Annotated in this window: 20 protein-coding genes, 1 tRNA gene and 1 pseudogene; 7 read left to right on the top strand and 15 right to left on the bottom strand. The window is 53.1% G+C overall.

The window, feature by feature from the left end:
- Positions 1-61 precede the first annotated feature (61 nt).
- A complete protein-coding gene (locus tag ACLHV8_RS13910; protein ID WP_208594311.1) occupies positions 62-1,615 on the bottom strand; it encodes a bifunctional metallophosphatase/5'-nucleotidase in 1,554 nt (517 codons plus the stop codon).
- A 132-nt stretch (positions 1,616-1,747) separates the two neighbouring features.
- On the opposite strand from ACLHV8_RS13910, the gene ACLHV8_RS13905 reads away from it, so the two are divergent.
- On the top strand, positions 1,748-2,875 hold the full coding sequence (locus ACLHV8_RS13905) for a cytoplasmic protein (protein WP_208594339.1): 1,128 nt from the start codon (positions 1,748-1,750) through the stop codon (positions 2,873-2,875).
- A 75-nt stretch (positions 2,876-2,950) separates the two neighbouring features.
- Here the strand turns inward: ACLHV8_RS13905 and ACLHV8_RS13900 are convergent, their stop codons facing one another.
- A complete protein-coding gene (locus ACLHV8_RS13900) occupies positions 2,951-3,397 on the bottom strand; it encodes a hypothetical protein (protein ID WP_410376963.1) in 447 nt (148 codons plus the stop codon).
- Between the two features lie 166 nt (positions 3,398-3,563).
- On the opposite strand from ACLHV8_RS13900, the gene ACLHV8_RS13895 reads away from it, so the two are divergent.
- Positions 3,564-4,532: an IS5-like element IS903B family transposase gene (locus ACLHV8_RS13895; protein WP_022649395.1), complete on the top strand. Its 969-nt coding sequence runs from the start codon at positions 3,564-3,566 to the stop codon at positions 4,530-4,532.
- A gap of 46 nt (positions 4,533-4,578) precedes the next feature.
- On the opposite strand, the gene ACLHV8_RS13890 is transcribed toward ACLHV8_RS13895, so the two are convergent.
- The 4 genes and pseudogenes from ACLHV8_RS13890 to ACLHV8_RS13875 all read right to left on the bottom strand — a co-directional run bounded on the left by ACLHV8_RS13890 (position 4,579) and on the right by ACLHV8_RS13875 (position 7,752).
- The gene (locus ACLHV8_RS13890) at positions 4,579-5,544 is read right to left on the bottom strand and encodes an aryl-sulfate sulfotransferase N-terminal domain-containing protein (protein ID WP_410376962.1); all 966 of its coding nucleotides are present in this window, start codon (positions 5,542-5,544) and stop codon (positions 4,579-4,581) included.
- 252 nt (positions 5,545-5,796) lie between these two features.
- The gene (locus tag ACLHV8_RS13885; protein WP_410376961.1) at positions 5,797-6,186 is read right to left on the bottom strand and encodes a M15 family metallopeptidase; all 390 of its coding nucleotides are present in this window, start codon (positions 6,184-6,186) and stop codon (positions 5,797-5,799) included.
- A complete protein-coding gene (locus ACLHV8_RS13880; RefSeq protein WP_244250037.1) occupies positions 6,173-6,484 on the bottom strand; it encodes a phage holin family protein in 312 nt (103 codons plus the stop codon). The genes ACLHV8_RS13885 and ACLHV8_RS13880 overlap by 14 nt, the downstream gene beginning before the upstream one ends.
- Before the next feature lie 348 nt (positions 6,485-6,832).
- Positions 6,833-7,752, bottom strand: a pseudogene (locus ACLHV8_RS13875) (LysR substrate-binding domain-containing protein).
- 141 nt (positions 7,753-7,893) lie between these two features.
- Between ACLHV8_RS13875 and ACLHV8_RS13870 the strand changes: the two are divergent.
- The 3 genes from ACLHV8_RS13870 (at position 7,894) to ACLHV8_RS13860 (ending at position 9,164) form a co-directional block, all read left to right on the top strand.
- The gene (locus tag ACLHV8_RS13870; RefSeq protein ID WP_208594315.1) at positions 7,894-8,283 is read left to right on the top strand and encodes a RidA family protein; all 390 of its coding nucleotides are present in this window, start codon (positions 7,894-7,896) and stop codon (positions 8,281-8,283) included.
- 290 nt (positions 8,284-8,573) lie between these two features.
- Complete coding sequence (locus ACLHV8_RS13865) at positions 8,574-8,831, top strand: antitoxin (protein ID WP_237993420.1); 258 nt, start codon at positions 8,574-8,576, stop codon at positions 8,829-8,831.
- Complete coding sequence (locus ACLHV8_RS13860; protein ID WP_208594317.1) at positions 8,832-9,164, top strand: type II toxin-antitoxin system PemK/MazF family toxin; 333 nt, start codon at positions 8,832-8,834, stop codon at positions 9,162-9,164. It abuts the gene before it with no gap.
- A 54-nt stretch (positions 9,165-9,218) separates the two neighbouring features.
- Here ACLHV8_RS13860 and ACLHV8_RS13855 read toward each other — a convergent pair.
- The 6 genes from ACLHV8_RS13855 to ACLHV8_RS13830 all read right to left on the bottom strand — a co-directional run bounded on the left by ACLHV8_RS13855 (position 9,219) and on the right by ACLHV8_RS13830 (position 17,425).
- Positions 9,219-9,294 (bottom strand) — tRNA-Asn (locus ACLHV8_RS13855).
- Between the two features lie 164 nt (positions 9,295-9,458).
- Positions 9,459-11,648, bottom strand: coding sequence for a TonB-dependent siderophore receptor (locus ACLHV8_RS13850; protein ID WP_410376960.1), 2,190 nt, complete (start codon positions 11,646-11,648; stop codon positions 9,459-9,461).
- A gap of 26 nt (positions 11,649-11,674) precedes the next feature.
- Positions 11,675-13,000, bottom strand: a complete 1,326-nt coding sequence (locus ACLHV8_RS13845) for a lysine N(6)-hydroxylase/L-ornithine N(5)-oxygenase family protein (protein ID WP_208594319.1) — start codon at positions 12,998-13,000, stop codon at positions 11,675-11,677.
- The gene (iucC, locus tag ACLHV8_RS13840) at positions 12,997-14,739 is read right to left on the bottom strand and encodes an aerobactin synthase IucC (protein ID WP_274620546.1); all 1,743 of its coding nucleotides are present in this window, start codon (positions 14,737-14,739) and stop codon (positions 12,997-12,999) included. The genes ACLHV8_RS13845 and iucC overlap by 4 nt, the downstream gene beginning before the upstream one ends.
- Positions 14,736-15,683 (bottom strand): GNAT family N-acetyltransferase, encoded by a 948-nt coding sequence (locus ACLHV8_RS13835; protein WP_208594320.1) that lies wholly within the window; start codon positions 15,681-15,683, stop codon positions 14,736-14,738. The genes iucC and ACLHV8_RS13835 overlap by 4 nt, the downstream gene beginning before the upstream one ends.
- A complete protein-coding gene (locus ACLHV8_RS13830) occupies positions 15,683-17,425 on the bottom strand; it encodes an IucA/IucC family protein (protein ID WP_208594321.1) in 1,743 nt (580 codons plus the stop codon). The genes ACLHV8_RS13835 and ACLHV8_RS13830 overlap by 1 nt, the downstream gene beginning before the upstream one ends.
- A gap of 138 nt (positions 17,426-17,563) precedes the next feature.
- Here ACLHV8_RS13830 and ACLHV8_RS13825 point away from each other — a divergent pair, with 138 nt between their 5' ends.
- Positions 17,564-18,775, top strand: a complete 1,212-nt coding sequence (locus ACLHV8_RS13825; RefSeq protein ID WP_208594322.1) for an MFS transporter — start codon at positions 17,564-17,566, stop codon at positions 18,773-18,775.
- Here ACLHV8_RS13825 and mtfA read toward each other — a convergent pair.
- The gene (mtfA, locus tag ACLHV8_RS13820) at positions 18,772-19,569 is read right to left on the bottom strand and encodes a DgsA anti-repressor MtfA (protein WP_028019616.1); all 798 of its coding nucleotides are present in this window, start codon (positions 19,567-19,569) and stop codon (positions 18,772-18,774) included. The two genes, ACLHV8_RS13825 and mtfA, sit on opposite strands and share 4 nt — an antisense overlap.
- 334 nt (positions 19,570-19,903) lie before the next feature.
- Here mtfA and ACLHV8_RS13815 point away from each other — a divergent pair, with 334 nt between their 5' ends.
- The gene (locus ACLHV8_RS13815) at positions 19,904-20,803 is read left to right on the top strand and encodes a LysR family transcriptional regulator (RefSeq protein ID WP_028019615.1); all 900 of its coding nucleotides are present in this window, start codon (positions 19,904-19,906) and stop codon (positions 20,801-20,803) included.
- Here ACLHV8_RS13815 and ACLHV8_RS13810 read toward each other — a convergent pair.
- Both ACLHV8_RS13810 and ACLHV8_RS13805 read right to left on the bottom strand, forming a co-directional pair.
- Positions 20,778-21,566, bottom strand: a complete 789-nt coding sequence (locus ACLHV8_RS13810; protein WP_208594323.1) for a substrate-binding domain-containing protein — start codon at positions 21,564-21,566, stop codon at positions 20,778-20,780. The genes ACLHV8_RS13815 and ACLHV8_RS13810 overlap by 26 nt on opposite strands.
- On the bottom strand, positions 21,563-22,876 hold the full coding sequence (locus tag ACLHV8_RS13805; RefSeq protein WP_208594324.1) for an MFS transporter: 1,314 nt from the start codon (positions 22,874-22,876) through the stop codon (positions 21,563-21,565). The genes ACLHV8_RS13810 and ACLHV8_RS13805 overlap by 4 nt, the downstream gene beginning before the upstream one ends.
- Positions 22,877-23,079 lie beyond the last annotated feature (203 nt).

The raw sequence follows: 23,079 nt of genomic DNA, 5'->3' as shown, positions 1-23,079 counted from the left end.
AGTTAAATAAGGGTTCATGGAAATATATGAACCCTTTTAATATTTACAGTCGAATAAACTGTTATTTTTTCACATCAACAACGCGCATGCCCCTGAGCTGTTCATCCGTAATGGTATTGCCTGCCTTGAAGTAATCGATCACTGCGTTAGAAACGTAGTAACCGCCTGTTGTATTACGCGCTTTACCCTCGGTAAATGTGGTAAAACCATCTCCGCCGTCGGCAAGGAAGCTCTGGGTGGCAATGTGGTAGACTGTCGCATCCTCAATCGGTTTACCATTAAGGGTAAATGAGACGACCCGCTGACCGATGGGTTTACTGCTGTCATACTTCATCTCCACGCCTTTTGATACCTGCAAAACGCCATTAGTTAGGCCTGCGGCATGTTCCATCAACGTACGCAACTGTTTACCCGTGAGATCCATCGTGGCCAGTTCGTTAGGGAATGGGAAGGTACTGATGACGCCCCCTATTGAAATTGCGCCAGACGGGATCTCATTGCGAATCCCCCCCGAGTTGGTTAAGGCGAGCTGTGTATTTTTACCCGCTGCCGCCAGCAAAGCATCCGCTGCCAGATTTCCCAGCGAGGCTGATTCACCATACGCACGCGTCAATTCAACCGGCGACTGCGCCACCGTTTTTTGAACCTCTTCATCAAGTTTCTTATTCCAGACGTCGATTACCCGTTTCGTCTGCGGGTCGGGCTTCCACTCATCTGCGTAAATGGTTTTAAGCTCAAATTTTTTCATCGTAAACTGATGCGGCTTCGTGTAGTCCAGTACCAGTTTACCCACATCAATACCGCCGCTGTCGGTCGAGAGGATCAGCGTCTTGCCGACTTTAATCGGTTCCGGCGTACCGACATGCGCATGTCCCGTAATCAGGATGTCCAGACCTTTCACCTGGCTTGCCGTTTGAATATCTTTATCCAGGGCACGGCGTACGTCGGTTCCCCCCATGCTGGACTGACGTGCCGGCGTACCTTCATGGACCAGCAATACGGTTAAGTCGACTTTTCCTTTCAGTTCATCGAGATAGCTCTGCAGCCACTTAATTTCATCTCGCGCTTCAATACCTACGCGCGTTGCCGCAGAAACGGTATCATTGAAGGCAAACACGCCGTGCAAGCCAATGACGCCAATTTTCACGCCATCTTTTTCGACGATGGTATAAGGTTTATCCCAGAATAGTTTGTTGCTGTTCTGATAAAATATATTGCCTTGTACAACAGGGAATTTCGCCTGGCTTAGCTGTAATAACGTATTATCCCAGCCATGATCAAATTCATGATTACCTATCGTGACAGCATCAAACGACATGGTATTCATAATATCAATAATTGCCTTTCCCTTCGTTAAACTACTAATATAAGGGCCCGTAAAATAGTCACCTGCATCAAAAAACCATGTTGCTTTACTTTTAGTTTTTTCCTCTTTCACCAGGGTGGTGATATTCGCCCAACCACCAACATCGCGTTTCCCGTCAGCAATCCAGGGGACTTTATAAGGTTCCACATGCGCATGGAGATCGTTGGTATAAATAAGCGTGACATCCTTGGCGCTGGCCCAAAATGGTAATGCCAACAAAATACCTGCGGTAACCGCTTTTATTTTCATAACTCGTTCCTTTCAGTTATATAAAGATGCGTTACTTTACGGTCTGAAAGCGTTTTTTATGCGAGTCTGTTCACACAATCAATCAGGAGCTATGAGGCAATATCAACGACCTCTTGAAATCGTTGGTGACGCATAGTGACTCTGTTTACGATTAATACATGCAAATCGTTTGGTTGCCGAAATTTAGGGCTACCCATATCAGCCTCTGAAGACTACAGCTGGCCAGACTACAGGCTGGGGTTTCCGGCCTTACACTGTCGGGCATGCGGGAGTTATCCGCCGCTGTTTGATGAACAACAGTTTAATGAATGGCTGTCTGCTCATTTAAGTGCCTGCGCCTCAGAATACGGTTATTTTTGTCCTGAATGCTATCACCCTAAAACTATTTGTTATGGTTATAATCCGGGGGGGGCACAGCGCGTTCAGTGCCGATCGTGCAGAAAAGTCTGGACACCCAAACGACAAGAAAAAAGAAAAACAGTCCCTCCAGATCAAATTGAAACTATTCCACTCATTGCACCATTTCAGGGGAGTAGCACAGAACAGAAACTGTATGTTTTGATCAGTTTTGATGCCGTCTGCGGTAATATCCTACATATTTCCACAAATTTTACTCAACATGATATTGGTGAATCGTTAAGGTATCGATGGCGCGGGAATAGTGAGCCTGATTTGCATCATATTGACATCGTAAATCGTGTTGATATGCGCGAGATGCAATTTCTTTATCGGAGCCAGTTTGATGAAATTCAGTATGGAAGTGCGGCACTCAAACGTAACGCAAGAGGTGCGATTCTTCGTCCGGTTATCGCGGCTCACGGACATTTTCGGGTGCTGAACCTTCAATTTCCTAAGGTAAAGAGACATGTCATTTCACACGAATGCTTTCTCCGAGGGGCTGTCATTACCGTCTGGGCAGATCTTTTCCGTCAGCGGCAAGGTGAGCTTTGGTTTATAGAAGAGGAAATCAATGACGGTGAGAGTGATATACCCTGGACTTTTCTGAGAACAACACAGCATGGCTGGTGGCAAAGCCAGTGGCAGCTTTGGGGGCAGGGGAGAAACCGCAAGATGGTATGTCCGTTAACGGGGGGGGATAAGCGTAACGCTAAAACACTCTCTTTAACTGCAAGCAGGCACTTTATCCACTGGCTATACAAACAAACGTGTTTTACCTGCAGCGCCCAATTATCCGCAGGACGTGTAACGCAAATACTCCTTTCCCTGGCGCATGACTATAACGATAAACTGGCCGGATAGGTCCAAACAATTTATATACATGAGAAAGGGTTCATGTGGATACATGAACCCTTTTAACATATGGAGTTAGATCAATTAATTTACAGTAATTGATGCCGTAGTGATTAAATCAGATAGCTCTGTTTCGTTAAACAGTCTGGCACGGTAACCCTCAGCGGGGAACTGAGGCGCGCCATCAGGTAGCGAAATGACATCGTAGATAGAGGCAATCATATTGCCGTTCACGTCGGAGATAAAGAATGAACGGGCATGGTTGGTAAAAATAACGAAGTAATCATCGTGGTCAAACACCCCGCCCATAAAATCAGTCCATTGGACGATGGGGGTTGTTGGCAGTTCAATAGGCGCGTGAATTTCCACGGCTGTTTTGGCTGCCAGGTCTACAGCATAGAAGAGAATACGAGCCGGAGGTGTTGAATAGGCATCGTCTGTTGCGTCGTCATTCATCGGGCGGACAACAGGATTTTCATCTACATCAAGGCAGGATCGGTTATCAAAGACGGATAAAACAAATTTCCCCACGGAAGCGTCAATATTTGCTGAAAATGCACTATTGTTGGTGATACATACAGTGTGAGCCCCGTTTTCAAAGTTAGTAATACCGGTATTATCAATAGGGATAGCATCTGGATTTACCGGGAATTGAGGGTTGAAATGGCTTTGTTGAATAAATCGAACTTTTGCTGAGTTGAAGGATCAGATCACGCATCTTCCCGACAACGCAGACCGTTCCGTGGCAAAGCAAAAGTTCAAAATCACCAACTGGCCCACCTACAATAAAGCCCTCATCAACCGTGGCTCCATAACTTTCTGGCTGGATGATGAAGCTATTCAGGCCTGGTATGAGTCGGCAACGCCTTCATCACGGGGAAGACCTCAGCGCTATTCTGATCTCGCCATCACCACCGTTCTGGTCATTAAACGCGTGTTCAGGTTGACCCTGCGGGCTGCACAGGGTTTTATTGATTCCATTTTTACACTGATGAATGTTCCGTTGCGCTGCCCGGATTACACCAGTGTCAGCAAGCGCGCAAAGTCGGTTAATGTCAGTTTCAAAACGCCCACCCGGGGTGAAATCGCGCATCTGGTGATTGATTCCACCGGGCTGAAGGTCTTTGGTGAAGGCGAATGGAAAGTCAAAAAACATGGCCAGGAACGCCGCCGTATCTGGCGAAAGTTGCATCTGGCAGTTGACAGCAACACACATGAAATCATCTGTGCAGACCTGTCGCTGAACAATGTGACGGACTCAGAAGCCTTCCCGGGTCTTATCCGGCAGACTCACAGAAAAATCAGGGCAGCATCGGCAGACGGCGCTTACGACACCCGGCTCTGTCACGATGAACTGCGGCGTAAGAAAATCAGCGCGCTTATCCCGCCCCGAAAGGGCGCGGGTTACTGGCCCGGTGAATATGCAGACCGTAACCGTGCTGTTGCGAATCAGCGGCTGACCGGGAGTAATGCGCGGTGGAAATGGACAACAGATTATAACCGTCGCTCGATAGCGGAAACGGCGATGTACCGGGTAAAACAGCTGTTCGGAGGTTCACTGACACTGCGTGACTACGATGGTCAGGTTGCAGAGGCTATGGCCCTGGTACGAGCGCTGAACAAAATGACGAAAGCAGGTATGCCTGAAAGCGTGCGTATTGCCTGAAAACACAACCCGCTACGGGGGGAGACTTACCCGAAATCTGATTTATTCAACAAAGCCGGTTGAAATTACCTGTGTCGATCGCCCACAAGATTCTGCCGTCAACGATGGAGATACCATAAGTTGTACTCGTTGAACGGGAATGAACAATAACCGCCTCCTCATTATTTGGACTGCCTGCAATCCATGAAAGCGAGTTCAAATGAATATCATTAGGCGTGCTGTTATTTAAGATTTGAGTACCGCTATACTCGCTGGTATAGTTTTTTGCCCAAATCATTTTCCCGGTCCGGTCGTTAAATTTCATAACCAGTGAATCTTGTCCTCGCGTATTGGTTATCCGGTTAGGAACATCGTTACCAAACATATAGATATCACCCGCTGAATCCCAGACTAAATCATGGGTGTTTGAATAATGATTGCCGTCAGAATCACGCATGTCGAATTCAAAGATGACATTACCGAGAATGTCAATTTTGAAAAAGCGACGACCATACCACGACATATCTTCATCGCTACCCGTATAGATATAACCATTGTGAATTCTTAACGGCTGGAGATGATAAACTGATAAAAAGTTAAAACGCAGGTCACCATTTCGGTCGTAACCGCGACCAGTCGATTGCATTAACCAACTGTTTCCCCATACAGATGTGAACAGAGCAGGATCTGTTTGTTCAATATCGAGGTGGAAAATAACGGATTTATCATAAACCTGATCTACCGTGCTTACAGGGATTGATTGACTGAAAACCTCAGCCCCGGTTTCATCCTTAAACACGACCTGGACGTCGTTTGCATATTGCGCATAAAGGCCAATGACAGGGATTTTTATGCTCTGAGAAACACCATAAATCAGATCAGATGTATAGGTGAAATCAACGCTGGTTGGGCTGGTTGTTCGTTTTGAAACAGTGTAAGAATAGCTCACTGGCGTATCTGTAGTAAAATAAATATAGGCCGCGAGCTGATTGTCGGCCGGAGCAAGTTCAGTTTTAATAAATGTAATAGTCATAATTGTATTCCTTATGGTTTCGTTAAGTAAAATCTAAATACGGTTCTTGTCAGCGCAGCAAGGCTTCGCCAATAGAAATAATGAGCATTAAAATGTCTGCGTCTGCTTTTTTTGCTGTGGTAATTAAAAACAAATATGTACTATAATCCTCCTCTTATAAAATGGCTTAGTAAACAGGGATGTCGTTAATCATCCGCAAATACCGGTGTGCTGGAATATCTGTGGGAATAGAACTGCTATACAGTAGAGATACTATTCAGGGTACATCTTTCGTGAGAGTTGAAAATGAACGCCATCCTTTATTTCCGTCCAGTTGCCGCCCCACTCAACATCAACAGACAACTCCTTAGCGGCCTGAAACACCGCCGTTGCAATTGTCTGATAATGTTTAAACTCCCATGATGCGGCGCCGTTTATGACGGCGAATACATCTACGGCGTGTCCTGTTAAATGCCTGCTTTTTGACGTTAATGATTTTCCTGCTGCCAATAGCTCAAGCTGCCGTTTCTGGTTTTTTACCCCTTCTGAAATACCAAAATCAATAGGTGATAATTTCAATGCTTTTCTCATCACCTCAGAAAGATCTTTATGTACGCCTTTAAGTTTTTTTTCAGTCGTTTTACTAAACTCATGATTTATCATTACTATCTCCAGAGATTTTTTTCCAGTAATAATTAAGAGCAACAACACCCATTGCACCTGATATACCGCTGACGGCAAGCGAGGTATGAAATACAGTTCCCAGGCTTTGTGACATCAATCCAGCAAGTACACCGGTGAATCCTGACACAATAATTTGTGCTACTGCCGAAAATAAATTTCTTCCTGACTGCCCAGACTTAACGTCAAGGAGATATCTAACAAGACCTCCCCACGCGCCGAATAATATTATGTAAATCCAGCTAAAAAATGCATTTGATGATGGGTCTTTCCATGGCAAAACAATTACCTCCATAGGTTGGATAAGTTAAAAACTTTACCTCGTGATGAGATTATTTTTTCCTGACCGAACGATATGTTTTTGCTATGCAGTAAATAATAAAAGTTAAGCAACCCCGTTTTGTGAGGAATGTCACACGGAATGCAATTAATAGTTTTTGTCGATCAATTGTTGCTGAATGATAGTTATGTGTTATTGATATTAATGATTATATTTAGTAGTGGAATACATAACAGGACAAGCGGGAGGAAAATAACCCGATAGCACGTCAATTAATGGGAACGTTGCTTGTCGAGACCACCAGAATGATCGCTAATCGATGTTGATGAACGAATGGCTGGAATGTCGTTACTTATTATTGGAGTTAGGGACATGTTGCTGCATCAATTCAACGATCCAGTCAATAAAAACGCGCAGTTTAGCGTTGACATGGCGGTTCGGCGGAAACGCCAGGTGCAGGGGCATTGGACTGATACGCCATTGTGTAAACAACGGAATCAAAGAGCCGGCAGCCTGATGTGCCGCAGCCATATAGACTGGCAGCGCAATCACGCCTAATCCCGCGAGCCCTGCTTCGAGGTAAGCGTTGCCATCATCCACTGCAAGCACATAGCTGCAGTTTATTTCAATATGTTCACTCTCACCGTGCAGAACCAGAGGATCAATCTTACCGGTGCGTGAGGACAAGAATCCCACTATGCGATGGTCGGTGTTTTCCAGCTCTCGCGGATGCGTAGGGGCGCCAAGGCGTTCCACATAACTCGGTGCGACGTAAACACCCATTTGCAAATCGCCGACATGGCGTGCGATCAGGGACTGATCGTTGATTTCGCCACCGCGAAGGACGCAATCCACGTTGTCGCCGATCAGATCCACCACCCGGTCGCTCACGCCCATGTCGAACTGAATATCAGGGTAGCGTGCGTGAAAAGACGGTAGCGCGGGTACCAGCACCAGACGGGCGAGAGGAGTGGGCACATCTATCCGTAGCCGTCCCCTGGGCGTCATCGCCGAACTGGACAGGCTGTTTTCAGCATCTTCCATATCCGCCAGCAGACGGATGACGCGCTCGTAGTAGACCGCGCCATCAGGAGTGACACCGAGCCTGCGGGTGGTGCGATGGAGCAGCTTGACGCGCAGGCGCGTTTCAAGCTGCTGAATAAGCTGTGTCATCGTGATTTTGCTCATATGAAGCGTTTGGGCAGCCTTTGTGAAACTGCCTGCCTCCACCACGCAGCAAAGGCGCGCATCGCATCGAAACGGTCCATTCCTTGTCCTCTCTTTTCACCGATTGTTTGGATATTACAAACAATGTTGGACAAAGTCGCTTGTTTATCCGCCCGATCCTACACCTGTAAAGTGTCTTTATGTTCACCGGGCAGATTTCGCCCCATTACAAAGGTACAAACATGACAACACGCGAAGCCGTTTTTCCCTTCGGACGCCAGGCGCTCTATGAGCGCAATCGCTATTCACCTGCCATCAAATCCAACGGTTTTCTGTTTGTTTCGGGGCAGGTTGGTAGCCGGGAGGATGGTTCGCCAGAAGAGGATCTAGAAGCTCAGATCCGGCTGGCATTCGATAACCTTAATGCTGTTCTTACGGCTGCGGGCTGCACGTTCGCTGACGTGGTTGATGTTACCCTCTTTGTCGTCGATCCCGAGTCAAACCTCGACGCTATCTGGAGTATCCTTCCAGAATATTGGGGGGAAGCGCCTTACCCTACGTTGACGGGGATCGGCGTGACGTGGCTGTACGGATTTCAGTTTGAGATTAAGGTGATTGCCAGGCTGCCTTAGCGTTACGGGTCTTTCCGCCGGTCGAAAGATAAGACTGCGGGCGCAGCTCCGATCCGGAAGCCGCCTCGCATTTCGTTTATCCTATCCGGCATAATCCTTTAAACCGCAAAAACAGTTTTCTATTATCTGCCTTCTTAGTGACGCACTTCGTTCCCACCTGCGCTGCCCTTCGAGGGATAACAGCTTTCTGCCCACTTAATTACGAAAAGGAAATCACCCTGAATCTGATGACTAATTGTACACCTACCTCCATGGATGTTATATTAAAATATAATATTCGGAGGTGTGCTATGTATACAACTCGCCTGAAAAAGGTTGGCGGATCCATCATGCTGGCGGTTCCTCCCGCCGTGCTGAAAACGCTGGAACTGTCGACGGACAGCGAAGTCGGCATGACCATTAATAATGGTTGCCTGATTATTGAACCCCAGAAACGGCCTCATTATTCCCTTGAGGAGCTGCTGGCGCAGTGCGATCCGCATGCTGAAATGAGCGAAGAGGATCGGGAATGGATTGATGTGCCTGCGGTGGGTAAGGAGAACCTGTAAATGGACAGAGGGGAAATCTGGCTTGTTTCACTGGATCCGATTGCTGGTCACGAGCAAAGTGGAAAACGCCCGGTACTCATCGTATCTAAGGCATCGTTTAATAAGCTGACCCGGCTACCGGTAGTGGTTCCCGTCACCAGCGGCGGTAACTTTGCTCGTACAGCAGGTTTCACCGTTTCACTGGAAGGGGCGGGGACAAAAACAATGGGCGTTATTCGCTGCGATCAGCCCAGAACCATTGATATGGCGGCCCGGAACGGCATGCGACTGGAACGCATACCTGACGCCGTGGTAAATGAAGTGATTGCCAGGCTGGATGCGATTCTGAGTTAACATCAGAGACGTAGAAAAGCAAAAAGCCTGCTTTAAAAGCAGGCTTTTCAAATTTGGCTCCTCTGACTGGACTCGAACCAGTGACATACGGATTAACAGTCCGCCGTTCTACCGACTGAACTACAGAGGAATCGTGTGAACGAGGCGCATAGTAGCGACCTCGGTACGCCTTGTCAAAGGGTGAAAACGCACTTTTCGTTCGTTTGCCGACAATTTCAGCAAATCGCTGATTTTATAGTAAATTTGCTTCGAAATTACACAGCAAAATGCGCCGCCCGCAGGCGGCGCGCGGTATTAGAACAGTACGGAGTAGTTCAGACCAAACGTGCGTCCACGGCCCTTGTAGGTATAAAGGCCCGGTGCACCGTAGGTTGGGCTATACAGCCCCGGCGCGCGCTGGCCCCAGGCGGTGGTGTAGTCTTTGTCCAGCAGATTTTCCACGCTGAAGCTGACTTTACCCACCGGCAGGGCGTAGCTGCCCAGGAAGTCGACCGTGTTATAGCCATCGATCTTCTTGCCGTCGGAGTCAGAGACGTCAAAGGTCTGCGTGCTCTGTACTCGCAAGGTCCAGTCGCCCGGTGCCCAGTTGACCCATGCGCTGGCTTTCGACGGGCTGGCGCTGTCAACCGTCAGCTTCTCCCATTTACCGTTTTCACGGGTTTCAGACTTGATGGCGTTAAAGTTCGCGCCCGTGCTCCAGTCGCTGTCGGTGAAGAAATAGTCCACCTGACCTTCCACCCCATAGATACGACGTTTGTCGTCTTCCAGGTTGATGGTCATGTCCGTCTTGTTAATGGTGATGGTTTTATCCGAGAGCGAGTAGTAGGCCGCGACCTGCGTGCGCAGGTTATCGCCGGTGTAGCGCCAGCCCAGCTCGTAAGCGTTAACCTTGATACCGTCCAGTTTTGAGTCGTTCACGTTCACGCTATTCAGCAGGCGATAGTGACCATTGCTGAGCTGATAGGTGCCGGCACCGTAGTACTTCGCCAGGTCAGGAATTTCAAAGCCCTGCGAGAAGTTAAACCACACCTGCTGCTGCTCGGTCAGGCGACCGAGGATCCCGGCGTTAAACAGGAAGTTGTTGTAATCGGTTTTCCCGCCCGGCACCGCGTCTGCGGAGGTGGCTTTGCCAGTGGCGATAGCCTGCTGCTGCGCGTAACCCACAAAGTCATCTACTTTGTTTTCGGTGTACTGGTAACGCACGCCGCCACTCAGGGTGATGGCGTCAATATCGTAGCTGGCCTGCAGGAACGGGGCGAGGTTGGTGATGCTGTAACCCGGGTAACGACCTACGTTATACGCATTGTCCAGCTCCATGCCGCCACTCGCCGCGGCTTTGCTCAGGTTGAAGAACTGCTGGTTGGCATCGAAGGTTTCGTGGTCGGCGTCGACACCCCAGGTAAGGTTCAAATCATCCACTGGCTTGCTGTTCAGCGTCAGCTTACCGCCGTAAAAATCGGTTTTCTGCTGAGAGGCGCCGATACTGGTCACCACACCTTTGGTCAGGGTCGGGAACGGATAATAGGTCAGGCTCTCGTCACGATAGTAAATCTGCGCAACCAGATCCTGGCCCAGGAAATCGGTATTGGAGTACTGCAGGTTGATCAGATGGCGCTCGGTACCCGGCACGCGGTCAGAGTCGAGATTCCCTTTGTTGTACGCGTCAGCATCTCCCGTTACCGCCGAGAAGTTCTTCCCGAGATACAGCCCATGCTTACCGTCTGACTCACTTTTGTAGTACTGCGTCGTCAGCTGCAATTGCTGGCGATCGTCGATGTTGATGGTGCCTGTCCCCATCACGTCAATACGGTCTGAATACTGTAAGCCGGTCTGGGTGTTATCAATGATCACCTCGTTGCCTTTGCCGTCGTACCAGCCACCGTAGCGCTGATAGGAGACCGACAGGCGACCGGAAGCATTGTCGTTGCCCCCGCTGACGGCTGCCGACACGTTTTCATCGTGGTCGTTATGGCTGTTAAAGCCACTTTTTGTTCCGGTCTGGAACTCAACTTCGGTCTCCGGCTGGCCTTTTTTGGTGACGATGTTCACCAGGCCGCCGGTGCTGCCGCCGCCGTAGAGCGAGGTGGCGCCGGAGATCACTTCAATACGATCGATGTTGAACGGATCGATAGAGTCCAGTTGTCGGCTGTCGCTGCGGGACGAGTTCAGGCGTACGCCGTCGACCATAACCATCATCGAACGGCCGCGCAGGTTCATACCGTAGTTGGTGCGTCCCTGGCTGCTGACGTCCATACCCGGGATCAGCTGTGCCAGTACCTCTTTAATCTCTTTTCCGCCCTGAACCTGCTGCTCAATTTCAGCCCGCTCAATGACCCAGGTGGTCTGCGCCATCTCCGCCACGCTGCGATGCGCACGGCTGGCGGAGACAACGATATTTTCTTCCTTTTGTTCTTCCGCCCACGCAGAGGTAGAAAGCATTGCAAGCAAACAAGGATTTAAAACCCAAAGATGAGAACGTTTCATTGTTATGTCGATCCTGATTGTGTGTGTCAGTACTCAGTCGTTTTTGATAACGATTTAAAAACCTGGCTGCTTTCCGGGCTGGTGGTGGTACGCCAGTGGATCACGCTAGGGGAGGTAGCCAACTCAAACGGCTCGTCAGCATGTGCGCGATTCAAAATTCGTGCGGCACGCCAGGCCATCAGGCTGAGCTGGGGTTCAGCAATACCGAGACGGTGCATCCCGGCATTCACGGCAAACAGGCGGTTGCTCTGCGGGCCGTCCCATTCGAGGGTGAAATCGTTGTTAATGCAGAAGGCTTCGTCCGTATCCAGATGGAGGCGGTGAGACAGTGGGGCGAGAAAAGCAGGCTGTACGCTGCGGTAACCGGTGGCGAAGATCACCACATCGGTCTCCAGCTGTTCGCGTCCGCCGTCGAGATGATGCTGTATTGCCAGGCGCTGCCCGCTTTGCAGCCTCGTAAGCTCGGTCACCGAGCGGGACGGCAAAAGATGCGCCCAGGGTTTTTCACGCAGCACTTCGAAGCGGTGGTACATGGCGCGATAAATCGCCAGCAGAGACTCGGTGGTGATACCGTCGGAGGTCATCTTCTGCTCGTGCAGCATCTGGCGACGCGCCTCTTCACCGAGCGTGGAGAAGCTGTCCACGTACTCCGGCGTGAAGTACTCGTTGGCAAAAGCGGCTTCATCCAGGGCGTTGTAGTTATTACGTCGCGATACCCAGTTCAGGCTCAACGGTTGGCCCCACTCGCCACGGAAAATATTCAAAAACAGGTCGGCACCGCTCTGGCCGCCACCGACAACAGTGACGCGCTTGCCCGCGAGATCCGGCGTGCGCAGCATCATCTCGCTGGCGTGGAAGCAGGTATCGTCCTGAGTTGTGACGCAGTCAGGAAGATTGATCTGTTTGCCAATCCCCACGCAGACATGGCGTGCCAGGAAGCGGTCACGCTGAGTGACCACCTCAAACAGGCCGTTTTTCTCATCAAAACTCACCTGCTGTACCTGCTGGCTGAATGACAGGTTGGTGAGGTTTTCCGCCGCCCAGCACAGGTAATCGGCAAATTCCTCACGAGAAACGGTGCGCTGCTCGGTGGTCAGAAAGCGGTAGAACTTTTTACGCTGTACCAGGTAGTTGAGAAAACTATGTCGGTTGGTAGGCTCGACGGCACTGACCAGATCCTTGAGGAAGCTGGTTTGCATATGGCAGTCCGGCACCATCATGCCAGGGTGCCAGGAAAAATGCGGCTTGCGCTCAAGGAACAGCGAGCTAAAACCGTCCAGCCCTTCCGCCAGCGCGGCGATGCTGAGGTTAAACGGGCCAATACCAATGCCGATGAAATCATAGGTTTTCATTGTGCTGACTCCCGGGAGGCCAGAAAAAGAGGGTTATCAAGGTCGGTGACATAGTTCGGCAGCATGCGGCTGCCGCCGTCGTGTTCGGAGAAGGTCAGTTTGACCGGGTTGAGGATCACGCGAATAATTTGCGGTTTGAACAGGTCGAATTTCGCGAACCGCTCAGCAAGATCCGGGTGAGCCGCCATATACTGGCGCAGCTCTCCGGCCAGGATCTGATAGAAACGCGTTTCGCTGATGCCGCTTTGCTGGGTGAGACGCGAGATAAAGCGCAGCACCGTGACAAAGTTGCCGGTTTGAAGGTCATGGATGATGTAATCCGCGCTCAGGCGTGCCGTCACGGCTTTCACCTGTTCCGGCAGGCTTTCCGCCTGCGGGAAGTCTTCATCCACCAGACGCATGTCGCCCTGGAAATCTTTCAGCAGGATGCGCTGCGGAATAGAGTCTTTCATCACCAGCGTCACGTTCTGGCCGTGGGCGATCAGCGCCACGCCGTAGCGGCAGAGCAGGTGATAAAACGGGATCACCGTTGCCTCAAACAGTTTTTCCAGCCACGCTTCGGCGCTTAAGCCCGAGCGTTTAATCCACGCGTCGATCAGCGGGCGCCCTGCGTTGTCGGTTTCCATCAGCGCCGCCATCAGCACCGCCTGTTCACCGTCCTGCAGATAACACGACGGATTTTCGCGCCAGATCACGCCCAGCATTTCCTGATAGCGATAGGGCGCTTTCGGCAAGGCGGCATAACCCGGATGCGACAGATACCCGGCTGCGGGTTCGCCAAGCACCTGCGCGCCTGAGCGGGTAAGCGTGGCGTCGGTGGCGAACTGCTGCTGCAGCCAGCGCGAAGCCAGCGGCCCGGCGGCAATGTACTTGCCCGGAATGCCGCGATAGCAGGAGGTGTTGTAGATGGTCAGCGGCAGCTTGATGTCATACCGCGCGCGACGGCTGGCGTTGGTCAGCGTGCGCAGAGATTGTTGCGCCAGATACTCATCGCCAAATTCCCCCAGTTCCACCATCTCACCACGCGCGAGCTGCGCCAGGAAATGAATGGCAATTTTTTGCTGCCACTGCCACGGATGCAGTGGCACAGGTAGCCAGTTGTCGTCCAGACCCAGCTTCTGCCAGCGCGCGTCAAACCGCGCGCGCTCGGCATTGTCCATGGTGCTGGCCAGCAGGGTGTTGATATCGCAATCGGCGTCGCTGCTCCAGACCAGATGCTCACGTTGAACGGCAACCCAGTGCAGGCGAAAACGCCCGCGGTATTCCGGGGCGTACTGGCGCAGTGCATCCAGACCCCATCCGCGGCGTCCTTTGTTAAAAATAAACTTAGGATGACCGCTCATCAGGCACTGCAATTCATCCGGGTCGAGATGAATGAGCGCGTCGGCATCCAGCGTTTCACGCGCCTGTAAAAGCTGAATATCGCCCCGCAACGTCGCGTAGAGATCTTCCAGATGCTCCGCCGTTTGCGCATCGCTCATCTCCAGCACCGTCGCCAGCTGTAGCAGCGCGCTTTCCGCTTCCACGGCGGCACCGCTGGCGGTGGTCAGGCTATTTGGATCGATATGCAGCCAGCCCCAGATCCCGCGCGTGGCATGAAACTGCCAGCTCTCCGCCCCCATGGTGATTTGCCACCTGTCGGCGGCCAGAGAATGAGCGCGCAGGGTGCGTTCGTATTCCAGCTCGGCGAGGATCTTCGCCACCATCTCGTGGTTCACTTTTTGCCACAGTGCGTTCACAGTCCCACCTCGCTGAAGAAGCGATGACGCTGGCTCATGATGAGGCGCGAACGTTTATGCGGGAAGTCGAACTCTTTCACGGTATCAAAACCGGCAGACGCCAGATGGCGGAACAGGCGCTGGTTGTCGAAGCGCGGCTCGGCGACAATGCGCGTGGTGCGCGGTTCATCGAGATACAGATAGTGGCTAAGGCCGCGCAGCCAGCTACGGATGTATTGCGCACCACGCCAGTTCTCTTCGCCCACCAGCATGTGCAGCCCACGGTCAAATGGCTGCCAGCGGTAGTGGCGACCAATACGGTCTTCTGGAGCCCAGTAGAGTTCAAAATAGCCGAACGGCTGGTCGTCGAAACAGCCGATAACCGGGTAGCAATAGGTCGAGTCGAGCTGACGACGCAGGTAGTTTTCCTGCTCGGCCTGCGGTCCGGCCATCTCCCAGAAGGCATTGACGCGCGGGTTATTCATCCAGTGGGTGAAGCGTTCGCCGTCCAGCGCCACGTCGGCCACGCGGAAGCTGAGGGTGCGCTTGATTTGTGGGTCATAACGGCGGTATACCTCGCCCTGCGGGCGGTGAGGACGCAGCGGGAAGTACAGCTGACGGCTCTCATCAAACTGCATACCGCCGCTGGCCAGGGGGCGTTCACCTTTCAGCCACAGCGGCAGCTGCCAGAAAGTTTCGCGCGCCAGATAATCGCCACACGCGTGGTTAAACAGTGCCTGTGCCTGCGGTTCATCCTTCCAGGTAGCCCAGGGGAGGGTGATCCCGCTGAGGGCAGGCGCGGCGACAAACAGCTGATCCAGCGCTTCAGCCAGCCAGCCGTCCGGGATATCGCGCAGGCGCTCCAGCACCGCGCTACCGTCGAGACCCAACGTCAGCGGCAGGGGCGTGTCAGTTGCGGTGCAACGAAAGCCGTAGCCGGAATGAACGATGTTCGCGTTAGCCATCACACCTTCTCCTTGTAAAACGGGTTGCTAAAGTCGAAATAGATCACTGCCGGGTCTGCAATCGTGTTTTCGTTGCGATCGTGCAAATAGCAGAAAAAGTTGCCTTTGCAGTTCCAGGTCGGGCTGTCGAGCACGTAGTCGAGACAGCGGGTCTGCTTCGCCGTAGCGCGCAGGTCGGCCAGCGCGTCACGCACGCGTGTCATCAGGTTTTCTTCGCTGTCGAAACCAGCGGCGGCGAGGGCTGCGGTGACGGCAAGGGTAGAGTTCAACAACAGGTAGTAAGGGAAGTAGCGCAGCAGCTGGCTCTCACCGAAGCGGTTTTCCACATCAGTTTCGCCCGCCTCTTTCAGCCATGCGTCGGCTCCTTCGGTCCAGGCGCTGCCCTGGCAGTCGCGGTAGATAAGCCCGACGGGGAAATCCTGCTGCATCTCAACGAGAATGTTTTGCTGGTGTGCCAACAGGACCAGACCGTAATCGGCTTCGGCACTGAACAGCGGAAGTAATACGCGGTCGCAATAGGCGTCCAGCCAGCAGCGCGCGGCCCGGGCGAGCGGTAAATCCAGGCGCTCACTCAGACGACGCACCGCAGCGGCAAGCAGGCTGTCGCCGCCGTCTGGGGCGGCCTGCGTCAGGCTCACCAGCACATTGGTTTGCGTATCCGGAGTATCAAACAGCAGATTGACGCGCAGGGCCATCAGGCTCTCTTCCTGAATCACGCCGTTTTCGTCGCGCAGCCCCGCCCAGCCATCTTCCTGCATCACGCGCATGGTCGGGTAGCGCGCCTGTAGATCTTGCCAGCGTTCGGTTTTAGCCAGACGAGCCAGACGCATCCCGCGCTTAACTTCTTTCACCGACAGCGTGCGCACGGAGTTGGTCAGGCGCACGCTGAGGGAAAACTTAATCATGTCGCTGTTGGTTTCGCTGTACAGCGAGCGTGAAGAGCTGGTTGGCAGCCACTGTGCGCCCGCTTCACCCAGGTCCTGCAGTGAACCGTTGGTCACCAGCCGCTGGCACCACTCCTGGCCGAGCAGGTACTCCGCCTGCCACGGATGCATAGGCAGCAGCCAGCGGGTGTCGGTGAAGTGGCCGAGAAGTTCAGGGGCGCTCTGGGCTGCAAAGCGCAGTAAACGTTCGCGCAGGGAAACATTCAGGCTGTCACCGGCAATAAGCGTGTTCTCAACGGCGAACCAGCGCAGCGGGAAGCGAGAAGCGAAATCGGGTAAATAGCGACGCGCCTCGGTTTCGTTAAACGGCTCGTGCGACTTTGGCGCAGGGTGGAATGCATGGCCGACCAGCAGCGCCTGTTCCGCTTCGGCAAAGTTTAGTGGCTTATCGCGCAGGGTTGGCCAGCTGTGGCGCAAATCAATCGCCTGCCAGGTGTGCGCATGGCTTTCAAGGGCGCGTTGCTTAAAACGCGCCAGCGTATCGGCATCCAGTGAACCTTTTATTGACGGTTTTTCAAGAATTAAATCAATCAGTTGGTGGAATGTGACGGCGTCACTACTGTCATTGTCACTTTGGATAAGCGTTGCCGGGAAACAGTACTGATGATGCTGGGTCGGGGAAAAATACCGTACCGGAACCCGAAGAGCCTGGGCTGGAGAAAGCGGAATATGTATGTGCGATAACTCATCCGCAGAGGTTGCGGAGTGATAGTGCCAGTCCTTCGTTTCACGCAACAGGGCGTTTAAAAAACACTGGGCCGCAACGTCTGTACCGGCGGAGCGGGGCAGAGTACGCATAGATGAACCTCATTCCATGATTGATAATAATTCTCGTTATGATATTCATTCTGTTTACAGTCGCAACCATTTTTGCAATATTTGTTTTCATAAACTTCATGATTTCCACACATTTATTGACACTATGTTCACATTCTCATGCGCACTGACTCTGAAACGTTGACGGAAAACGTCACCCCAAAAGCCAACTGGCCCCTGGCGTTATGTGCAGGTTTATTAGGGATTGGGCAAAACGGTTTGCTGGTCATGCTTCCGCAATTGGTCACCCAGACAGGGCTTTCGCTTTCGGTCTGGGCCGGGCTGTTGATGTTCGGATCCATGCTCTTTTTACCCGCATCGCCCTGGTGGGGACGCCAGAGCGAGCGACATGGCTGTAAGGTCGTGATGCTGGCCTCGCTGAGTGGCTATCTGGTCAGTTTCGGGGTGATGTCGCTGGTGGTCTGGGCGATGGCGGCCGGGATGCTGGATAAGGTCTGGGGCCTGACGGGGTTGGTTCTCTCGCGCACGCTCTATGGTCTGACGGTCTCAGGTCTGGTGCCTGCTGCTCAGACGTGGGCTATCCAGCGCGCGGGGCTGGAAAAAAGAATGACCGCACTGGCGACAATTAGCTCCGGCCTGAGTTGTGGTCGTTTGCTTGGGCCACCGCTGGCGGCGCTGATGCTCAGCGTCAATCCGGTAGCACCGCTCTGGCTGATGGCGATTGCGCCTTTCATCGCTTTGCTGCTAGTGCTTCGCGAAGTGGCGGACCCACCGTTACCGCCAGTGGCGCATCAGTCGACACGTTTGCGGGCTTCAATGCTGCCGTTCCTGTTATTGGCGCTGCTGCTGGCGGCCCTGGTGAGTTTAATGCAGCTTGGCCTGTCACCGCATCTTAGCCCGCTGCTGGAGGGTAACGCCCGGGACATCAGCCATCATGTTGCTCTCCTGCTGAGCCTGGCCGCGCTGGCCACGCTCGCGGCGCAGTTTCTGGTGGTCCGCCCGCAATATTTCAGCCCGGTGACACTGCTCTGCATGGCCGCGGTATTGATGGTAGTGGGGCTTGGGTTGATGTCTGTGGCGGGTCTGGCTCTTTTCTACGTGGGGATTGTCATTACGTCGCTCGGGGCAGCCATGGCAACACCGGGATATCAGCTACTGCTTAACGATCGGCTAACCACGGGCAAAGGGGCGGGAGCGATCGCCACCAGCCACACATTAGGCTACGGTGTTAGCGCGCTGCTGGTACCTGTAGTGACACGTTTTTACGGTGAACAGTTTTTAACGATGGCTGCATTAGGCATGGCATTGATGTTTTTAGTGCTCAGCATAGGGGTGCGATCAACTGAGCGTCCCCTTGCTGAAAAAAATTAATGGACCTGGCGGGGAGAATGGCCGCCAGCATCCTCATTCTGCCGTAAACGCTGCAGGGGATCTTGCTGGTAAAACTGGCAGAATCGCTGCCACAGTGCCGGGAATCGGGGGGCGAAGAGTTCTGGTGCGCTGAAGAAGTATTCAGAGAGTACCGCAAAGCACTCTGCGGGATCGGTCGCCGCATAGGCGTCAATGCTGGCTGCGCTTTCCCCCACCAGGTCTATTTCATCCTGGATATTATCCATCGCGGCATGCAGGTCGTGCTCCCATCCCGCAACCTCACGAAGCGGAATCAATGGCACGCCGCTGGCGCGATCGCCATTGCGGGTATCGAGCTTATGCGCCACCTCGTGAATAATCAGATTAAAACCTGACGCATCGAACGAGTCCTGAATATCGAGCCAGTTGAGGATAATCGGTCCTTGCTGCCAGCTTTGTCCGGACTGTACCACGCGCTGGTTGTGCACCAGCCCGATATCGTCCTGCCATTCGTCATCGACAACAAACGGCGCGGGATAGATAAGCACTTCGTGGAAACCGTCCAGCCACTCGATACCCAGTTCAAGAACCGGCAGGCAAAACAACAGGGCGATACGCGCGTTTTTCAGCGGGTCTAGTTCGAATCCCTGCAGCGGGACCAGGCGTTTTTGCTGCAAAAAACGATCCGCTAGCTGAACCAGTTTCGATTGTTCATCCGGGTTTAGATTAGCCAGAACAGGGATCGTCAGCGCGTCATCCCATGGCAGCGCCACATCCCGGCCAGCCTCATTCGTTTTCCAGGGCCACTTTATCATCGCTTTGCTCGCAAACTCGTCACTTGAACAAAAATGGGAAAGTCAGGTTCGGTTAAGATGCCAGAAAATCGCTCGCTGCGACAATTCCAGCCTGAATAAACTATCATTCGTACGTAGTGGTGGGTAGCGGTTTGCGGGCATCACCTTCATTTTGTGAAGTCTGTCGTGGCCTTGTCTGTAGTCTCAGTGAATTCACCGACAAAGAGAAACCATCGTTACCTTGACTACAACGAACGCTAATCTGAATTTCAACACCTCACCGGTTGCGGTAGGTCAATAAGACGCTATTATTTTTGACTTTGTTGCGTATTCCCTGACAGGACATCCAGACGCCATGCCCGTGAATTTTGACCTTAACGATCTCTATGCTTTCAGAGCGTTAGTGGAATACGGTAACTTCCGTGTCGCTGCTGAATCTATCTGCTTATCCCAGTCGGCGCTGAGCCGCAGGATTGAAAAGCTGGAAGCCGCGCTGGGAAACCGGCTGTTCGATCGTACCACCCGCCGCGTGGCCTTAACCCTATACGGGCAAAACTTTGCTGAACGATCCGCTCAGCTGCTCGACAGCGTAGAGTCAATGCTGGCTGATGTTGATAAAGTCAGTGAAGAACGGACAGGGCTTATCACGGTCGCCACGGTACCCTCAGCGGCCTGTTATTTTATGCCTGACGTGATTCGTCGTTTTCAGTCTCGCTATTCCCGCGTTCGCATTAAGCTCATCGATAGCAGTGCAGGAAATGTGATTGACGCCGTGGCCCGAAGCCAGGCGGATTTTGGTATCTGCTTCGCAGGAAACTTGCCGCCTGACATCGAATTTTTTCCGCTGGTGGAGGATGTTTATGTCGCGGCGTGCAGAAAGGATCACCCGCTGGCACAAAAAAGTCACCTGACGTGGCAGGCGTTTTATCAGCAGGATTATATCTCTCTCGATAAAACGTCAGGTAACCGTAACCTGCTCGATCGGATGCTGGGAGATATTGTTCCCGAGCGCCCCAGCGTCTGTGAAACCCGTCACGTCACCACGATGCTTGGTATGGTAGAGGCGGGGATTGGCATTGCTGCCGTTCCCGCCATGTCGATGCCGACGTCAGAGCATACGCTGCTGACCCATCTGCCGCTGGTGGCGCCGGAAGTGAAACGCACCGTGGGGCTTATCCGGCGCCGGGGGCGCATCCAGTCTTACATAGCGGCTGAACTGGAAAAGCAGATCACCGAGCAGTATCGCCGGACGTAACGGGGATCATCCCCGTCTCCTTGATGACGGCCCTTGAGGGCGGTGAGGCGAGATAGGTCAGCAGCGCTTTCCCCTCCGCGGGATGTTCGGCATGGCGGGTGACCGCACCCGCGAAGCGCGTGATGTACTGCAGACTATCAGGGATTTTCCCGATAAAGGTAACGCCCTGAACCGGCAGCAGCTCGCTGACCTGCTGGAAGCCCACGGCGTATTTTCCTTTCGCCACTTCTGAGGCGACCGGGATACGCTCGACCATTGTCGCTTTGCCCGCCACTTCCTTTTCAATCCCCAGCTTTTTGAACAACGCCTGGCTGACATACCTGCCGCTGGCGCTGTCAGAGTAGGCAATGGAGCTGGCCTGCAGCAGCGCGTTACGCAGGGTCGCCTCGCTGCTGATATCAGGAACATCCGCACCTTTTTTCACCACCATGCCAACGGGAGAGTCCGCGAGTTCAGTTCGCGAACCCGGCTGGGTCTGGCTGGCTTTTTCGAGCTTCTCCAGCGCATCGCCCACCATAATCACCACGTCGGCTTTCTCGCCGCGCGCCAGGCGGTTTGGGATCGCCTGCGGCGTCGTGCCCATTGAGGGGCCGGGGATGATCACGATTTTATCCCCGGTCTGGTGTTCATATTCCGGGGCCAGCTTTTCCAGGGCGGCTTTGAAGCCGCCTGAGATCATGACCGTCACGTCCTGAGCACAGGCATTGGCGCTCATGAACGTCAGCACCAGCGCGCTGGCGGTATAGCGATAAGTGCGTTTCATACAGCCTCCTGTGACTTGACGGTGTTTTGCAGCGATACCGCACGGCGGCGGTAGAGGTAGAGCGTGGCCAGCAGGGCACACACGGCAGCGAAACTCATCCAGTAGCCAGGCGAGGCTTTGTCACCGGTGTATTCAATCAGCGCGGTGGACATTACCGGGGTAAAGCCGCCAAAGACCGCCGTTGCCAGGCTGTAAGCCAGAGAGAAGCCCGCCACGCGCACTTCGGCAGGCATAATCTCCGTCAGGGCCGGGATCATCGCGCCGTTATAAAGGCCGTAGAGGAAGGAGAGCCACAGCAGTACGCTCAGCATCATGGAGAAACTGGGGGCGCTCGCCAGCAGCGTCAGGGCCGGATAGCTGGTCGCCAGCGCCAGCAGCGTCATGGCAATCAGCACCGGCTTGCGGCCAAAGCGATCCGACAGCGCGCCGCCCACCGGCAGCCAGACGAAGTTAGAGATAGCCACCAGCAGCGTGACCAGCAGGCTGTCCGAGGCGCTGAGCATCAGCACCTTTTTGCCAAAGGTGGGGGCGTAGACGGTGATCAGATAGAACGCGGTGGTGGTCATCGCCACCATCAGCATGCCTGCGACCACCACCTGCCAGTTGCCAAGCAGCGTTATAAAGACCTGACGCATCTCCAGATGATGGCGGCGCGCGCTGAACTCTTCCGTCTCCTCCAGCTTGCGGCGCAGGAAGAAGATAAACGGCACGATTAAACAGCCGAACAGGAACGGGATGCGCCAGCCCCATTCGCGAATGGCGCTCTCCTCCATCAGGGCATTCAGGGCAAAACCCATCGCCGCGGCGACCATAATGGCGACCTGCTGGCTGCCGGACTGCCAGCTGGTGTAAAACCCTTTGCGGCCCGGTGTGGCGATTTCAGCCAGATAGACCGAGACGCCTCCAAGCTCTGCACCGGCGGAAAAGCCCTGCAGCAGACGGCCCGTCAGCACCAGCAGCGGTGCCCACAGACCAATGCTTTGATAAGAGGGGATAAGCACAATCAGGAACGTCCCCGCCGCCATGATGGAAAGCGTGACGATCAGCCCCTTTCTGCGGCCCACCTTGTCGATATACGCACCAAGCACAATGGCCCCGATGGGCCGCATCAAAAAGCCCGCGCCGAAGACGGCAAAGGTCATCATCAGCGATGCAAATTCACTGCTCGCCGGGAAGAACGTGTGGGCGATGTAGGTGGCATAGAAGCCGAAAAGAAAGAAATCGAACTGTTCAAGAAAATTGCCGGACGTCACGCGAAGTATCGCGCCCGCCTTAGACCGTACGGTTGCAGGTGAGGTTGAGGAAAACATAGTTATCTCCAGTTATTGTTGACGTTTTACGCGTCTGTTTCTGAAAACTGGATCAGGACGAGGAAATAGATAAGCGCAAATGCCGCATCGGCTGATGCATTTTTTGCATGAATACCATTCACTGTGTAAATACAATTAATGGCAACAATAACTTAACAAGTTGTTGGCTTTTTATTCCCCAATATTCTGTAAGTCTCTGATAT

It is taken from the genome of Enterobacter sp. CPE_E863, assembly GCF_046521465.1.
Classification (GTDB): domain Bacteria; phylum Pseudomonadota; class Gammaproteobacteria; order Enterobacterales; family Enterobacteriaceae; genus Enterobacter; species Enterobacter adelaidei.
Note: the sequence above shows the minus strand (reverse complement) of the source record. Positions and strands in the feature narration are given on the sequence as shown.

What these genes read in the sequence shown, in the direction of transcription:
- ACLHV8_RS13845 (WP_208594319.1), bottom strand. Translation starts at nt 13,000, where the DNA reads ATGAAAACCTATGATTTCATCGGCATTGGTATTGGCCCGTTTAACCTC.
- ACLHV8_RS13810 (WP_208594323.1), bottom strand. Translation starts at nt 21,566, where the DNA reads ATGAAACGCACTTATCGCTATACCGCCAGCGCGCTGGTGCTGACGTTC.
- ACLHV8_RS13805 (WP_208594324.1), bottom strand. Translation starts at nt 22,876, where the DNA reads ATGTTTTCCTCAACCTCACCTGCAACCGTACGGTCTAAGGCGGGCGCG.
- ACLHV8_RS13815 (WP_028019615.1), top strand. Translation starts at nt 19,904, where the DNA reads ATGCCCGTGAATTTTGACCTTAACGATCTCTATGCTTTCAGAGCGTTA.
- ACLHV8_RS13885 (WP_410376961.1), bottom strand. Translation starts at nt 6,186, where the DNA reads ATGATAAATCATGAGTTTAGTAAAACGACTGAAAAAAAACTTAAAGGC.
- ACLHV8_RS13870 (WP_208594315.1), top strand. Translation starts at nt 7,894, where the DNA reads ATGACAACACGCGAAGCCGTTTTTCCCTTCGGACGCCAGGCGCTCTAT.
- ACLHV8_RS13835 (WP_208594320.1), bottom strand. Translation starts at nt 15,683, where the DNA reads ATGGCTAACGCGAACATCGTTCATTCCGGCTACGGCTTTCGTTGCACC.
- ACLHV8_RS13825 (WP_208594322.1), top strand. Translation starts at nt 17,564, where the DNA reads ATGCGCACTGACTCTGAAACGTTGACGGAAAACGTCACCCCAAAAGCC.
- ACLHV8_RS13910 (WP_208594311.1), bottom strand. Translation starts at nt 1,615, where the DNA reads ATGAAAATAAAAGCGGTTACCGCAGGTATTTTGTTGGCATTACCATTT.
- ACLHV8_RS13890 (WP_410376962.1), bottom strand. Translation starts at nt 5,544, where the DNA reads ATGACTATTACATTTATTAAAACTGAACTTGCTCCGGCCGACAATCAG.
- ACLHV8_RS13830 (WP_208594321.1), bottom strand. Translation starts at nt 17,425, where the DNA reads ATGCGTACTCTGCCCCGCTCCGCCGGTACAGACGTTGCGGCCCAGTGT.
- ACLHV8_RS13865 (WP_237993420.1), top strand. Translation starts at nt 8,574, where the DNA reads ATGTATACAACTCGCCTGAAAAAGGTTGGCGGATCCATCATGCTGGCG.
- ACLHV8_RS13860 (WP_208594317.1), top strand. Translation starts at nt 8,832, where the DNA reads ATGGACAGAGGGGAAATCTGGCTTGTTTCACTGGATCCGATTGCTGGT.
- mtfA (WP_028019616.1), bottom strand. Translation starts at nt 19,569, where the DNA reads ATGATAAAGTGGCCCTGGAAAACGAATGAGGCTGGCCGGGATGTGGCG.
- ACLHV8_RS13850 (WP_410376960.1), bottom strand. Translation starts at nt 11,648, where the DNA reads ATGAAACGTTCTCATCTTTGGGTTTTAAATCCTTGTTTGCTTGCAATG.